General features: G+C 61.0%; 16 protein-coding genes. 8 read left to right on the forward strand and 8 right to left on the reverse strand.

Annotated features, from left to right (window positions below):
- The first annotated feature begins 194 nt into the window (after positions 1 to 194).
- The 4 genes from ftsY (at position 195) to rpoH (ending at position 4,387) form a co-directional block, all read left to right on the forward strand.
- On the forward strand, positions 195 to 1,727 hold the full coding sequence (gene ftsY, locus M0808_RS02500; RefSeq protein WP_135296764.1) for a signal recognition particle-docking protein FtsY: 1,533 nt from the start codon (positions 195 to 197) through the stop codon (positions 1,725 to 1,727).
- On the forward strand, positions 1,724 to 2,395 hold the full coding sequence (ftsE, locus tag M0808_RS02505) for a cell division ATP-binding protein FtsE (protein ID WP_003229148.1): 672 nt from the start codon (positions 1,724 to 1,726) through the stop codon (positions 2,393 to 2,395). The genes ftsY and ftsE overlap by 4 nt, the downstream gene beginning before the upstream one ends.
- Positions 2,392 to 3,417: a permease-like cell division protein FtsX gene (gene ftsX, locus M0808_RS02510; protein WP_007964135.1), complete on the forward strand. Its 1,026-nt coding sequence runs from the start codon at positions 2,392 to 2,394 to the stop codon at positions 3,415 to 3,417. The genes ftsE and ftsX overlap by 4 nt, the downstream gene beginning before the upstream one ends.
- A 115-nt stretch (positions 3,418 to 3,532) precedes the next feature.
- Complete coding sequence (gene rpoH, locus M0808_RS02515) at positions 3,533 to 4,387, forward strand: RNA polymerase sigma factor RpoH (RefSeq protein ID WP_003229146.1); 855 nt, start codon at positions 3,533 to 3,535, stop codon at positions 4,385 to 4,387.
- A gap of 199 nt (positions 4,388 to 4,586) precedes the next feature.
- Here rpoH and mtgA read toward each other — a convergent pair whose 3' ends face one another.
- Positions 4,587 to 5,309, reverse strand: coding sequence for a monofunctional biosynthetic peptidoglycan transglycosylase (gene mtgA, locus M0808_RS02520; protein ID WP_134784878.1), 723 nt, complete (start codon positions 5,307 to 5,309; stop codon positions 4,587 to 4,589).
- Between the two features lie 74 nt (positions 5,310 to 5,383).
- Between mtgA and M0808_RS02525 the strand changes: the two genes are divergently transcribed.
- The 4 genes from M0808_RS02525 (at position 5,384) to trmB (ending at position 7,625) form a co-directional block, all read left to right on the forward strand.
- The gene (locus tag M0808_RS02525; protein WP_003229144.1) at positions 5,384 to 5,755 is read left to right on the forward strand and encodes a DUF423 domain-containing protein; all 372 of its coding nucleotides are present in this window, start codon (positions 5,384 to 5,386) and stop codon (positions 5,753 to 5,755) included.
- Positions 5,756 to 5,835: 80 nt separating this feature from the next.
- Positions 5,836 to 6,036: a sulfur carrier protein ThiS gene (gene thiS, locus M0808_RS02530; RefSeq protein WP_167734067.1), complete on the forward strand. Its 201-nt coding sequence runs from the start codon at positions 5,836 to 5,838 to the stop codon at positions 6,034 to 6,036.
- 59 nt (positions 6,037 to 6,095) lie between these two features.
- Complete coding sequence (locus M0808_RS02535) at positions 6,096 to 6,890, forward strand: thiazole synthase (protein ID WP_007964131.1); 795 nt, start codon at positions 6,096 to 6,098, stop codon at positions 6,888 to 6,890.
- A 9-nt stretch (positions 6,891 to 6,899) separates the two neighbouring features.
- Entirely contained in the window at positions 6,900 to 7,625 is a 726-nt protein-coding gene (trmB, locus tag M0808_RS02540; RefSeq protein WP_027610572.1) for a tRNA (guanosine(46)-N7)-methyltransferase TrmB, read from the forward strand.
- Positions 7,626 to 7,754: 129 nt separating this feature from the next.
- Here the strand turns inward: trmB and M0808_RS02545 are convergent, their stop codons facing one another.
- The 7 genes from M0808_RS02545 to M0808_RS02575 form a co-directional block, all read right to left on the reverse strand.
- On the reverse strand, positions 7,755 to 8,303 hold the full coding sequence (locus tag M0808_RS02545) for an RNA 2'-phosphotransferase (RefSeq protein ID WP_247839774.1): 549 nt from the start codon (positions 8,301 to 8,303) through the stop codon (positions 7,755 to 7,757).
- Positions 8,304 to 8,442: 139 nt separating this feature from the next.
- Positions 8,443 to 8,766: a DUF3392 domain-containing protein gene (locus M0808_RS02550; protein ID WP_003229134.1), complete on the reverse strand. Its 324-nt coding sequence runs from the start codon at positions 8,764 to 8,766 to the stop codon at positions 8,443 to 8,445.
- Between the two features lie 29 nt (positions 8,767 to 8,795).
- Positions 8,796 to 10,001, reverse strand: a complete 1,206-nt coding sequence (gene hemW, locus M0808_RS02555) for a radical SAM family heme chaperone HemW (protein ID WP_247839776.1) — start codon at positions 9,999 to 10,001, stop codon at positions 8,796 to 8,798.
- The gene (gene rdgB / locus M0808_RS02560) at positions 9,998 to 10,594 is read right to left on the reverse strand and encodes an RdgB/HAM1 family non-canonical purine NTP pyrophosphatase (RefSeq protein WP_134784874.1); all 597 of its coding nucleotides are present in this window, start codon (positions 10,592 to 10,594) and stop codon (positions 9,998 to 10,000) included. Before rdgB ends, hemW begins: the two co-directional genes overlap by 4 nt.
- Positions 10,591 to 11,025 (reverse strand): DUF4426 domain-containing protein, encoded by a 435-nt coding sequence (locus M0808_RS02565; protein WP_027610575.1) that lies wholly within the window; start codon positions 11,023 to 11,025, stop codon positions 10,591 to 10,593. Before M0808_RS02565 ends, rdgB begins: the two co-directional genes overlap by 4 nt.
- Positions 11,026 to 11,051: 26 nt before the next feature.
- Positions 11,052 to 11,672, reverse strand: a complete 621-nt coding sequence (gene metW / locus M0808_RS02570; RefSeq protein WP_003229126.1) for a methionine biosynthesis protein MetW — start codon at positions 11,670 to 11,672, stop codon at positions 11,052 to 11,054.
- A 7-nt stretch (positions 11,673 to 11,679) separates the two neighbouring features.
- Positions 11,680 to 12,819 carry a homoserine O-acetyltransferase gene (locus M0808_RS02575; RefSeq protein WP_003229124.1) on the reverse strand — a complete coding sequence of 380 codons (1,140 nt, stop codon included), beginning with the start codon at positions 12,817 to 12,819 and terminating at the stop codon, positions 11,680 to 11,682.
- Between the last annotated feature and the right edge of the window lie 32 nt (positions 12,820 to 12,851).

Consider the following 12,851-nt stretch of genomic DNA (forward strand, 5'->3'; position numbering starts at 1 on the left):
ATCGACTAGACTTCGCTTTTTCGCCGATTTTGCCGGTTTAGTCCTTCGTTAATACGAATCTTTGGGGTGCCGCTGGCGCCTCGACAAAATGTTGCGCGTGAACAAGCTGGATGAAACACAGTCTGTTCTGCATCGAATATTTATTTGCCGGGGCGCCCTTATGGCGCGTCGCTACCGTGAGATAGCCGTCCTCCATGTTTGGTTCCAACGACGACAAGAAGACCCCAGCTGCGGCTGGCGAGAAGAAAAGCCTGTTCGGATGGCTGCGTAAGAAACCGCAGGAACCCGTCGTCGAACAGCCGCCCGCGATTCCTGAACCGGCTCCGACGCCAGCGCCTGCTATAGAAGAAGAGCCGGCGCCGATCGTGCTGCCAATTGCCGAGCCGGTGCTGCAACCGGTCGAGCCCGAGCCCGAATCTGAAACCCCGGTGGCGGCCGAGCTGCCATTGACTCCGGCGGCCGAGCCGTGGCTGACCTTGCCGGTGGCGGAAGAGCCGGTGGCTTTGGTCGAAGAGGCTGCGCCGCATGTGACGCCGCCGATTCCTGCACCTGCCGCGTTCGTCCCTGAAGTCGCTCCGGCGCCAGTGGTTGAGCCGGTTGTCGAGCCTGCGCCGGCTGTTCCCGAGCCAGTGACCCCGGTGGTCGTCGCCCCTGTTGCGCCGGTCGCTCAGCAGCCCGAGCCTGCACCTGCACCTGCACCTGCACCTGCACCTGCACCGGTCGTCGCTGCTCCGGTGGTGCCGGTAGAAGTGGTTGCTGAAACGCCAGTGGAAGCCCCGCGCAGCGAAGAAACCAAAGTCGGCTTCTTCGCCCGCCTCAAGCAAGGCCTGTCGAAAACCAGCGCCAGCATCGGCGAGGGTATGGCCAGCCTGTTTCTCGGCCGTAAAACCATTGATGACGACCTGCTCGATGAGCTGGAAACCCGACTGCTGACCGCCGATGTCGGTGTCGAAGCCACCACGCAGATCATCCAGCGCCTGACCCAGAAGGTCGCCCGCAAAGAATTGGCCGACGCCGACGCGCTGTACAAGTCGTTGCAGGCCGAGCTGGCGGCGATGCTCAAGCCGGTCGAGCAGCCGCTGAAAATTGCCTCGCAGAACAAGCCGTTCGTGATTCTGGTGGTCGGCGTCAATGGCGCTGGCAAGACCACCACCATTGGCAAACTGGCGAAGAAGCTGCAACTGGAAGGCAAGAAAGTCATGCTCGCCGCCGGTGACACCTTCCGTGCCGCCGCCGTTGAGCAGCTGCAGGTCTGGGGCGAGCGCAACAAGATCCCGGTGATCGCCCAGCACACTGGCGCCGACTCTGCTTCGGTGATCTTCGACGCCGTGCAGGCCGCAAAGGCCCGTGGCATTGACGTGCTGATCGCCGACACCGCCGGTCGTCTGCACACCAAAGACAACCTGATGGAAGAGCTGAAGAAAGTTCGCCGGGTGATCGGCAAGCTCGACGCCGACGCACCGCACGAAGTGCTGCTGGTACTTGATGCCGGCACCGGTCAGAACGCGATCAACCAGGCCAAGCAATTCAACCAGACCGTCGAACTGACCGGCCTGGCGCTGACCAAGCTCGACGGTACCGCCAAGGGCGGGGTGATTTTCGCCCTGGCCAAGCAGTTTGGCCTGCCGATCCGCTACATCGGCGTCGGTGAAGGCATCGACGATCTGCGTACCTTTGAAGCCGAACCCTTTGTCCAGGCACTGTTTGCCGAACGGGAGCGTTCATGATTCGTTTCGAACAGGTCGGTAAACGCTACCCGAACGGTCACGTCGGCTTGCATGAGCTGAGCTTTCGAGTCCGTCGTGGCGAGTTTCTGTTTGTCACCGGTCACTCCGGTGCCGGTAAGTCCACGCTGTTGCGCCTGTTGCTGGCGATGGAGCGTCCGACCAGCGGCAAACTGCTGCTGGCCGGGCAGGACCTGAGCACCATCAGCAACGCGCAGATTCCGTTCCTGCGTCGGCAGATCGGCGTGGTGTTCCAGAATCACCAGTTGCTGTTCGATCGCACGGTGTTCAACAACGTCGCGCTGCCGCTGCAGATTCTCGGCCTGTCCAAGGCCGAGATCGCCAAGCGCGTGGATTCGGCGCTGGAGCGCGTGGCGCTGTCGGATAAAACCGATCTGTACCCGGGCGACCTGTCCACCGGTCAGCAACAGCGCGTCGGCATCGCCCGCGCCATCGTCCACCGTCCAGCCCTGCTGCTGGCGGACGAACCGACCGGTAACCTCGACCCGCGTCTGGCGGCCGAGATCATGGGCGTGTTCGAAGACATCAACCGGCTGGGCACCAGCGTGCTGATCGCCAGTCACGACCTGGCCCTGATTGCGCGCATGCGCCACCGCATGCTGACCCTGCAACGCGGCCGACTGATCGGCGACGGGGAGGCCGGCGTATGAGTGCGACACGCAGTCCGAAGGTTTCCGAGCGCGTGGCCCCGAAGGCCGCCGACCCGCAACCGCCAAAGAAGAAAAAACACGACGATGACGACGGCCCGGACTTTTCCACGCTGTTGCGTTCGTGGATCGAAAGTCACCGCGCCAGCCTGCTCGACAGCCTGCGGCGCCTCGGCAAGCAGCCGATCGGCAGCTTCTTTACCTGCATGGTGATGGCCGTGGCGTTGAGCTTGCCGATGGGCCTGTCGCTGCTGATCAACAACGTCGAGCGTCTCGGTGGTTCGTGGCAGCGTGCGGCGCAGATTTCGCTGTACCTGCAACTGGACGCCACGCCCGCGCAGGGTGAATCATTGCGCGAGCAGATCAAAGGCATGCCTGGCGTGGCTGATGCCGAATATGTCGGTCGTGATCAGGCGCTGGAAGAGTTTCAGCAGCAGTCCGGTCTGGGCGAAGCCCTGCGCGAGCTGCCGGAGAACCCGCTGCCGGGGGTGGTGCTGGTGACCCCGAACGAGGTCGACAAGCCGACTCTGGAAGCATTAAGACAAAAACTTTCCGAGCTGCCGAAGGTACAACAGGCGCAACTTGATCTAGTCTGGGTCGAGCGTCTGGCCGCCATCCTCAAGCTCGGTGACCGTTTTGTCTTCGGTCTGACGGTGCTTTTGGTGTCTGCATTACTTTTGGTGATAGGCAATACCATTCGTCTTCATATTGAAAACCGCCGCACAGAGATAGAAGTAATTAAACTCGTCGGCGGCACTGACAGTTATGTGCGTCGCCCCTTCCTTTATATGGGCGCGTTGTATGGCTTCGGTGCGGGGGTTCTGTCCTGGGGTGTGCTGGCGTTCGGCCTGAACTGGCTGAACGACGCGGTGGTTGGGCTGGCCGGCTTGTACGGCAGTGATTTCGCGCTGGCCGGAGTGCCAGTTGCCGACGGTCTGTCGCTCTTGCTTGGCGCGGTGCTGTTGGGTTATATCGGTGCATGGATTGCAGTCGCACGTCATCTCAGGGAGCTGGCGCCGAAGTAGAATCTTTTTTGCGCGTGATTGACCTTGCGGTTTTTTTGGGAACTTGTACTTGAATTCCCGGTCAATTTTTCGCAGTGCCGAGAGGCACGAGTATGTAAGTGGGAGGTTTTTTCGCATGACCAATTCTTTGCAACCTGCGTACGCGTTGGTTCCGGGTGCGAACCTGGAAGCCTATGTGCACACCGTCAACAGCATTCCATTGCTGACGCCGGAGCAGGAGCGTGAACTGGCCGAGAGTCTCTACTATGAGCAGGATCTGGGGGCGGCTCGGCAGATGGTGCTCGCCCACCTGCGATTTGTCGTACACATTGCCCGTAGCTATTCCGGCTACGGTCTGGCTCAGGCTGACCTGATCCAGGAAGGCAACGTCGGTCTGATGAAGGCTGTTAAACGCTTCAACCCGGAAATGGGTGTGCGTCTGGTGTCGTTCGCCGTGCACTGGATCAAGGCGGAAATTCACGAATTCATCCTGCGCAACTGGCGCATTGTGAAGGTCGCGACCACCAAGGCCCAGCGCAAGCTGTTCTTCAACCTGCGCAGCCAGAAGAAACGTCTGGCGTGGCTGAACAACGAGGAAGTCCACCGTGTGGCGGAAAGCCTTGGCGTCGAACCACGTGAAGTGCGCGAGATGGAAAGTCGCCTGACTGGCCATGACATGGCCTTCGACCCGGCTGCAGAAGCTGACGACGACAGCGCTTTTCAGTCGCCGGCCAACTACCTGGAAGACCACCGGTACGACCCGGCGCGTCAACTGGAAGATGCCGACTGGAGCGACAACTCCAACCACAACCTGCACGAAGCGCTGGAAGTGCTGGACGAACGTAGCCGCGACATCCTCTACCAGCGCTGGCTGGCAGAAGAGAAAGCCACGCTGCACGACCTGGCGCAGAAGTACAACGTGTCGGCCGAGCGAATCCGTCAGCTCGAGAAGAGCGCGATGAACAAGCTCAAATTGTCGATTGCCGCCTAACCGGTGCCTCGGCAAACAAAAAACGCCCCGATCAGCGATGATCGGGGCGTTTTCATTTCTGTTTCAACACAAATCCCTGTGGGAGCGGGCTTGCTCGCGAAGGCGTCGTGTCAGTCACCGACAATGCTGGCTGACCCACCGCCTTCGCGAGCAAGCCCGCTCCCACAGTGATTGATGGTGTCTGAATGATTGAATGTGGTTATTCGGCCCAAGGCGCCCGACGCGAATCATCAAGCCCTAGCAGATAGCTGGTCCCGCCCAACTGACTCATCTGCTGGCGAATCCACCCGGCCCGGCGCGATACATAAGCCGTAGGATGGCTGGCGCTCCACACTCGCGGGTTGGGCAGCACCGCCGCCAGATAACTCGCCTGCTGCCGCGACAGTGACTTGGCGCTCACACCAAAGTGATGACGTGCTGCGGCTTCGGCACCAAACACCCCGTCGTCCCACTCGACGCTGTTCAGGTAAACCTCAAGAATCCGCTGCTTGGGCCACAACACCTCGATCAGTGCGGTAAACCAGGCTTCCAGGCCTTTGCGCAGATAGCTGCGACCGGACCACAGAAACAGGTTCTTCGACACTTGTTGGCTCAAGGTGCTGGCACCGCGAATCGAACCGCCGAGTTCGTTGTGGGCCAGCGCAGCCTGAATCGCGCCGAAGTCAAAACCCCAGTGCTCGGGAAACTTCTGATCTTCGCCGGCCATGACCGCGACCTTGAGGTCGTCGGAGATCTCGTCCCACGGCTTCCAGGTGCGCTGCAGGTCAATCGGCTCGCCGTCGACCCAGGATTCGATCTTGCGCTCGACCATCAGCGCCGTGCCCGGCGGTGGCACGAAGCGAAACAGCAACACCAGCAATACACTGCCGCCCGCGAACCAGAGCAGGGCCTTCGTGAGACGACGCAAAAGTGAACGCAGCATAGAGATGGCTTGGCCGAACCGATAGAGCGGGCCATTATACAGACCCTGCCGAACGAGTCTGACTGGAGTTCCACATGCTGCGTGGCTTTCTGATGCTGGCCGCTTTCTTTGGTTTTACCGGTGTGGGCCTTGGCGCTTTCGCCGCGCATGGCCTGAAAAGCCGCCTGACCCCCGAGTATCTGGCGATTTTCCACACCGGCGTGACCTATCAACTGGTGCACACCCTGGCGCTGTTCGGCGTTGCGCTGCTGGCCACGCAGATTCAGGGACGGCTGGTGACCTGGGCTGGTATCTCGTTCGCCGTCGGCATCCTGTTGTTCTCGGGCAGTCTGTATGTGCTGACCACCACAGGCATCAGCAAGCTCGGCATCATCACTCCGTTCGGCGGTCTGGCGTTTCTGGTTGGCTGGCTGTGTCTTGGACTTGCCGCCTGGCGCCTGCAGTAAACCGCTTGACGCTTGGTGCTGACCTTTAGGTCATGATCGGGCTAGAATGCCACCCCCTAAAAATGATGGCGGCCAGGCGCATGCGCATTCAGTTGAACGGCGAATCCCTTGAACTGCCCGACGGTGAAACCGTTGCGGCCCTGATTGCCCGTATGGACCTGACCGGTCGCCGGGTGGCAGTCGAACTCAATCTGGATATCGTCCCGCGCAGCCAGCATGCCGACACCATCCTCAACGACGGCGACAACGTCGAAGTGGTGCACGCCATCGGCGGCGGCTGATCGCCGGCCCGCAAGGGCACAGAATTCTGCAAGACCCTCACCCCTAAAGAGGATTCCCCATGAGCATCGTTCGCAGCGACAAGCCTTTTGTTCTGGCCGGTCGTACTTACCAGTCGCGTTTGCTGGTCGGTACCGGCAAGTACCGTGACATGGAAGAAACCCGTCAGGCCATCGAGGCCTCGGGTGCCGAGATCGTCACCTTCGCCGTGCGCCGTACCAACCTCGGCCAGATCGAAGGCGAGCCGAACCTGCTCGAAGTGCTGTCGCCGGATCGCTACACCTTCCTGCCGAACACCGCCGGTTGCTACGACGCTATCGAGGCCGTGCGCACTTGCCGCCTGGCCCGTGAGCTGCTCGATGGTCACAACCTGGTGAAGCTGGAAGTGCTGGCCGACCAGAAAACCCTGTTCCCCAACGTGATCGAAACCCTCAAGGCGGCGGAAACGCTGGTCAAGGAAGGCTTCGACGTGATGGTTTACACCAGTGATGACCCGATCATCGCTCGCCAACTGGCGGAAATCGGCTGCATCGCGGTCATGCCGCTGGCCGGTCTGATCGGTTCCGGTCTGGGGATCTGCAACCCGTACAACCTGCAGATCATCCTCGAAGAAGCCAAGATTCCGGTGCTGGTGGATGCCGGTGTCGGTACCGCCTCCGACGCCACCATCGCCATGGAACTGGGCTGTGACGCGGTGCTGATGAACTCGGCCATCGCCCATGCTCAGCAACCGGTGATGATGGCCCAAGCCATGCAACACGCGATCGTCGCAGGCCGCTTGGCCTACCTCGCCGGCCGCATGCCGAAAAAACTCTATGCCAGCGCCTCTTCGCCGCTGGATGGTCTGATCAAGTAAGAGCCATTGATGACTGAATCGAACGACACGCCTATCCAGACGGAAGAGGGCGACGAGCGCCAACACCGCCGCATCAAGAGCTTCGTGATGCGCGCCGGGCGCATGACCGAAGGCCAGCAACGGGGTCTGGACCAGGGCGCGCCGCTGTACGTGCTGCCGCTGGCCGACGCGCCGGTGGATTACGATCAAGTGTTCGGCCGTTCGGCACCGCGCTCGCTGGAGATCGGTTTCGGCATGGGCCACTCGCTGCTGGAAATGGCTGCGGCGGCGCCGGATCAGGACTTCATCGGTGTTGAAGTGCACCGTCCGGGTGTCGGCGCGCTGCTCAACGGCGTGCTGACTCAGGGCCTGACCAACCTGCGGGTCTACGATTGCGACGCGATTGAAGTGCTCAACCGCTGCATCGCCGACAACAGCCTTGATCGCCTGATGCTGTTCTTCCCGGATCCATGGCACAAGAGCCGTCACCACAAGCGTCGCATCGTTCAGGCGTCCTTCGCCGAGCTGGTGCGCAGCAAGCTGAAGGTCGGCGGCATCCTGCACATGGCCACCGACTGGGAACCGTACGCCGAGTACATGCTGGAAGTGATGAACGTCGCCCCGGGCTACCGCAACCTCGCCGAAGACGGCAAATGCGTACCGCGCCCGGCCGAACGGCCGATCACCAAGTTCGAACGCCGCGGCGAACGTCTTGGGCATGGCGTGTGGGATCTGAAGTTCGAGAAAATCGCTTAAGCAACATGCAATAAAAACGGTGGGAGCGAGCTTGCTCGCGAATGCGATGGATCATTCAACGCTGAGTTGACTGACACTACGCCTTCGCGAGCAAGCTCGCTCCCACAGTTGTTTTGGGTGTTCGAGGAATTACAGGGTAGAGATGAAGCGCACCGGTACATGCTCTGTCAGCCAAACGCCGTTTTCGGCCTGATAGAACTTCAAACCCTGTTCTTCCATCTGCCGTGCGGCGACTTGCAGAATCACCACGGTGCCATAGCGCTGCCCGACGGCCGAAGCGGTGTCGATGTCTTGGGAAAGGTGCACGTGATGGCGTGATCCCGGGATCAGGCCTTGTTCTTTGATTGACTCAAGAAAGCGCGTCGCTGTGCCGTGATACAGCGTTTGCGGTGGCTGTTTCTGCTCGAACTGCAAATCCACGCTTTTCGTTGAGTGGCCCTGAACCGCACGAATCAGTTGGCCGTCCTCGGAAATCGAGAAGCGCTTCTTGTCGCTACTTGTCACGACCGCTTCAATCAGTTCGCGATCCAGTTTGCGACCGTCACGCGCAGCACCGTTGATCAGTTCTTCGATATTTGCCCAGCCTTCAGAGTCCAGCGTCAGACCGATCGCCTGAGGTTCGTGGCGCAATACGAAGCTGAGAAATTTGCTTGTCTCGTCCAAATTTTTTTTGCTCATGAACTTCCCTGTCATTGCGATCAACTGTGGGAGCGGGCTTGCTCGCGAAAGCGGTGAACCATTCAACGTTGATGTTGACTGATATCACGCCTTCGCGAGCAAGCCCGCTCCCACAGTTGTTTTTGGTGATGGCTGAAAGTCAGCGGCGGTCAGCGACTACGCCGATAAGCACCAGCACCACCAGCAGCACCGGTGCCAGGCTGTAGTTGTTGAACTGGCTCAGGCCCTTGACCACCCACGGCGTCGCATAGATCAGTGCGGCGCCGCTGCCGATCACGCACAGCAGGGCCATCAGTGGTACGCGCAGGGCACCGGCGATGCTGCCCAGACGCTGCTCGACCCAGCCCTTGAAGTCGGCGCCGAACAGCACCAGCAGGCAGCCCACCAGCGCCAGGGCGATTTCCGAGAGGTTGCTGCGGCTCCAGCGGGACACGGTGGCGAGCAGATCGAGTATCAAATCCATGCGGTTTTCCTTGGGGCGGCCGTTAGGGCTCAGCTCAGAAATTTCTGCAGCAAGTCGTTGAGAAACAGTTGTCCGCGCTCGGTGGCCGCCAGACGTGACGGTTCGACCTGCATCAGGCCACTTTGTTCGGCCTCGCGGCGGTGTTCGGCGAGACTTTCCAGCGGCAGGCCGGTGCGTTCGGGATACAGGCGTGATTCCACCCCGGCAGTCAGGCGCAAAGCGTTCATCAGGAACTCGAACGGCATCTCGTCGTTGGTCAGGACTTTCTCGCCGGCCTGGAAACTCTTGGCGGGGTTGAGATAGTCCTTCGGCAGGCGTGTCTTCCAGGTGCGGACGATGCGCCCGTCCGGATGACTGAGCTTGCCGTGGGCGCCAGCACCGATGCCGATGAAGTCGCCGAAACTCCAGTAATTGAGGTTGTGCCGCGCCGGCCGCCCGGGCTGGGCATAGGCCGAGACTTCGTATTGCGCGTAACCGTGCGCGGCGAGCAGCGCTTGCCCGGCTTCTTGAATGTCCCACAGCGTGTCGTCTTCCGGCAGCACCGGCGGCTGGTTCCAGAACACCGTGTTCGGCTCCAGTGTCAGCTGATACCAGGAGATGTGCGTCGGTTTCAGTTCGATGGCCTGACGCAGGTCGCTCAAGGCATCGTCCAGCGACTGATCGGGCAGGCCGTGCATCAAGTCGAGGTTGAAGTTATCGAAGCCGGCCTGGCGCGCCATACCCGCCGCGCGCACCGCTTCGTCACCGTTGTGGATACGCCCGAGGGCTTCGAGTTTCTGCTGCTGGAAGCTCTGGATGCCGATCGACAGGCGATTGATCCCCAGCTTGCGGTACGCAACGAACTTCTCTTGCTCGAAGGTGCCGGGATTGGCTTCCAGGGTGATCTCGATGTCGTGGGCGAACGGGATGCGCTGCTCGACGCCTTTGAGCAAGCGCCCGAGGGCTTGCGGGCTGAACAGGCTCGGCGTCCCGCCACCGAAGAAGATCGAACTGATTTCACGGCCATGCACCGCGTGCAGGTCCTGATCGAGGTCAGCCAGCAACGCGTCGACGTATTCCTCTTCTGGCAGCACCGGGCTGGCAGTGTGCGAGTTGAAATCGCAATACGGACATTTGCGCACACACCACGGAATGTGGATGTACAGCGCCAGAGGCGGTAGCGTAGGCAGCGGCGCCCGAGGCGAAGAGGCGGCGCCGCCGATGATCAGCGACGACGCGGGGTGGCTGTGGGTCATTTCAGGCCCAGACGCTGGCGCAGCAGATCCATTGCACGGGCGCGGTGGCTGATCTGGTTCTTGTCGGCCGGGCTCAGTTCGGCGCTGGACACGTCTCGCTCCGGCACCCAGAACAGCGGGTCGTAGCCGAAACCGTGCTCGCCGCTGGCGGCGGTCAGGATGCGCCCGTGCCACAGGCCTTCGCAGAGGATCGGCAGCGGATCATCGGCATGCCGCACCAGTGCCAGCACGCAGACGAACTGCGCGCCGCGCTCGGCTTGCGGCACGTCTTTGAGGGCCTCGAGCAGTTTGGCGTTGTTCGCCGCGTCGCCCTTGCCGTCGGCATAGCGCGCCGAGTAGATGCCCGGGGCGCCGCCGAGGAAATCCACCGCCAGACCGGAATCGTCGGCCAGCGCCGGCAGGCCGGAGATGCGCGCGGCATTGCGCGCCTTGAGGATCGCGTTCTCGACGAACGACAGACCGGTTTCCTCCGGTTCGACCTTGCTCCATTCGCCGATCGAGCGCAGTTGCACCGAGTCGCCGAGCATGGCCTGGAGTTCCTTGAGTTTGCCGGCGTTATGGCTGGCCAGTACGAGTTGCGTGAGGTTCATCATTCGCCGGGGAAAAGTTCTTGGTTGAAGTTGATGGTGTTGATCTTGTCACCGTTCTGCACCTTGATTTCAAAGGTGCGGGTTTCCTGCTGCTCCACCGGGTACTGGGCGATGTAGTAGATCGCACCCTGTTCGGTGACCTGGCGGAAGTTCAGCGGCACGCTCTGGCTGGTCAGGTCTTTGACCGTGCCGGTGACGTTGGCGATCAGCGGTTTGCCGTCCTTGATCACCGAGACGTTGATCACGCCCTGGTTCTTGCTGCGGATCAGCTCGGCTGCTTTGGCGATGTCGGGTGTCAGGAAGGTCGAGTTGAAAGTGTTGTAGTGCACGGTAACGTCGCCGAACACTTCCTTGCGTTCGCCCTTGATGGCATCGGCGGCCACCGCCGACAGACTCAGGCAGGCGGCCAATAGCACAGTAATCAAGCGACCCATGATCGTTCTCCTCGAAATGTCGTGGTTCAGACCGCGACCCGATGATCTGCAAGCACCGGGCTGCTGACGCGGTAGATACCAATCTCACCTAACAGATTAGGCCATAGCTTACTGGCCCACCCGTGACGGTGCTGTTGATCCACGGCAAGCCGATCAATGACCTTCGCATCACGTTCGCGACAAAGTTCTTCAAAGTCTTCGAAGGTGCAGAAGTGAATGTTCGGCGTGTTGTACCAGGTGTACGGCAGAAATTCCGACACCGGCATCCGGCCCTTGCTCGCCAGGTACCAGCGGCAGCGCCAGTGCCCGAAGTTGGGGAAGGTGATGATGCACTGACGACCGACCCGCAGCATCTCGTCAAGGATCTTGTCCGGGTAGTGCACGGCTTGCAGGGCCTGGGTCATGACGACGATGTCGAAACTGTTGCTGGCGAAGTTGCCCAGCCCCTTGTCCAGGTCCTGCTCGATGACGTTGATACCCTTGGCCACGCACTCGGCGATGTTGTCGGCGTCGTTTTCCAGGCCATAACCGGTGACGTTCTTGTTGTCGCGCAGCCAGGTCAGCAGTTCGCCGTCGCCGCAACCGAGGTCGAGCACGCGGCTGCCGGCGGGGATCCATTCCTGGATGATTTCCAGATCAGCTCTCATGGCTTGTTCACACCGTAATTCGGTTCATGTAATTGCCGAACGCCTGCAAATAGCGCGGGATCGGAATCAGGAAGGCGTCGTGGCCCTGGGGTGCATCGATTTCCAGATAGCTGACGTCTTTGCGTGCCGCCATCAGCGCGTCCACCAGTTCTCGCGAGCGAGCCGGGGAGAAGCGCCAGTCGGTGGTGAACGACATCACGCAGAACTTGGCGGTGGCGTTTTCGAAAGTTTTCGCCAGGTTATCGTCGAAGTTCGCCGCCGGATCGAAGTAATCCAGTGCCTTGGTCATCAACAGATAAGTGTTGGCATCGAAGCGCCCGGAGAACTCTTCGCCCTGATAGCGCAGGTAGCTTTCGACCTGGAACTCGACACTGTGGAAGTCGTAGTTGAGTTTTTCGCTCTTCAGGCCACGGCCGAATTTCTCGCCCATCGAGTCGTCGGACAGGTAGGTGATGTGCCCGACCATCCGCGCCAGCATCAGCCCGCGCTTGGGGATCACGCCCGCTTCCTGGAACGAACCGCCGTGGAACTCGGGGTCGGTGAGGATCGCCTGGCGCGCCACTTCGTTGAAGGCGATGTTCTGCGCCGACAGCTTGGGGGCCGAGGCGATGGCCAGGCAGTGGCGCACGCGATCCGGGTAGGTGATGGTCCATTGCAACGCCTGCATGCCGCCGAGGCTGCCGCCGATGACGGCGGCGAACTGGCGAATGCCGAGCAGGTCAGCCAGACGCGCCTGACTGTGCACCCAGTCTTCGACGGTGAGCACCGGGAAATCTGCGCCGAATGGCTTGCCGGTCTCCGGGTTGATACTGCTCGGGCCGGTGGAGCCGTTGCAGCCGCCCAGATTGTTCAGGCTGACCACGAAGAACTTGTTGGTGTCGATCGGTTTGCCGGGGCCGATGCAACTGTCCCACCAACCGGGCTTGCGGTCGTCGGGGCTGTGATAGCCGGCAGCGTGATGATGACCAGACAAGGCGTGGCAGATCAGCACGGCGTTGCTCGCCTGTGCGTTCAGCGTGCCGTAGGTTTCGTAGATCAGGTCGTAGGCAGGCAGCGAACGGCCACAGGCCAGAGCCAGAGGTTCACTGAAGTGCGCCGTTTGCGGCGTCACCAGACCAACAGAATCGGGGGGAAAGGCAGCTGGCATCGACCCTGCTCTCGTTGAAATGAGGCGTAAGT

This window comes from Pseudomonas sp. MWU12-3103b, from assembly GCF_023100615.1.
Classification (GTDB): domain Bacteria; phylum Pseudomonadota; class Gammaproteobacteria; order Pseudomonadales; family Pseudomonadaceae; genus Aquipseudomonas; species Aquipseudomonas putida_A.

Coding starts and splice junctions, on each gene's coding strand:
- ftsY (WP_135296764.1), top strand. CDS start 195: ATGTTTGGTTCCAACGACGACAAGAAGACCCCAGCTGCGGCTGGCGAG.
- ftsE (WP_003229148.1), top strand. CDS start 1,724: ATGATTCGTTTCGAACAGGTCGGTAAACGCTACCCGAACGGTCACGTC.
- ftsX (WP_007964135.1), top strand. CDS start 2,392: ATGAGTGCGACACGCAGTCCGAAGGTTTCCGAGCGCGTGGCCCCGAAG.
- rpoH (WP_003229146.1), top strand. CDS start 3,533: ATGACCAATTCTTTGCAACCTGCGTACGCGTTGGTTCCGGGTGCGAAC.
- mtgA (WP_134784878.1), bottom strand. CDS start 5,309: ATGCTGCGTTCACTTTTGCGTCGTCTCACGAAGGCCCTGCTCTGGTTC.
- M0808_RS02525 (WP_003229144.1), top strand. CDS start 5,384: ATGCTGCGTGGCTTTCTGATGCTGGCCGCTTTCTTTGGTTTTACCGGT.
- thiS (WP_167734067.1), top strand. CDS start 5,836: ATGCGCATTCAGTTGAACGGCGAATCCCTTGAACTGCCCGACGGTGAA.
- M0808_RS02535 (WP_007964131.1), top strand. CDS start 6,096: ATGAGCATCGTTCGCAGCGACAAGCCTTTTGTTCTGGCCGGTCGTACT.
- trmB (WP_027610572.1), top strand. CDS start 6,900: ATGACTGAATCGAACGACACGCCTATCCAGACGGAAGAGGGCGACGAG.
- M0808_RS02545 (WP_247839774.1), bottom strand. CDS start 8,303: ATGAGCAAAAAAAATTTGGACGAGACAAGCAAATTTCTCAGCTTCGTA.
- M0808_RS02550 (WP_003229134.1), bottom strand. CDS start 8,766: ATGGATTTGATACTCGATCTGCTCGCCACCGTGTCCCGCTGGAGCCGC.
- hemW (WP_247839776.1), bottom strand. CDS start 10,001: ATGACCCACAGCCACCCCGCGTCGTCGCTGATCATCGGCGGCGCCGCC.
- rdgB (WP_134784874.1), bottom strand. CDS start 10,594: ATGATGAACCTCACGCAACTCGTACTGGCCAGCCATAACGCCGGCAAA.
- M0808_RS02565 (WP_027610575.1), bottom strand. CDS start 11,025: ATGGGTCGCTTGATTACTGTGCTATTGGCCGCCTGCCTGAGTCTGTCG.
- metW (WP_003229126.1), bottom strand. CDS start 11,672: ATGAGAGCTGATCTGGAAATCATCCAGGAATGGATCCCCGCCGGCAGC.
- M0808_RS02575 (WP_003229124.1), bottom strand. CDS start 12,819: ATGCCAGCTGCCTTTCCCCCCGATTCTGTTGGTCTGGTGACGCCGCAA.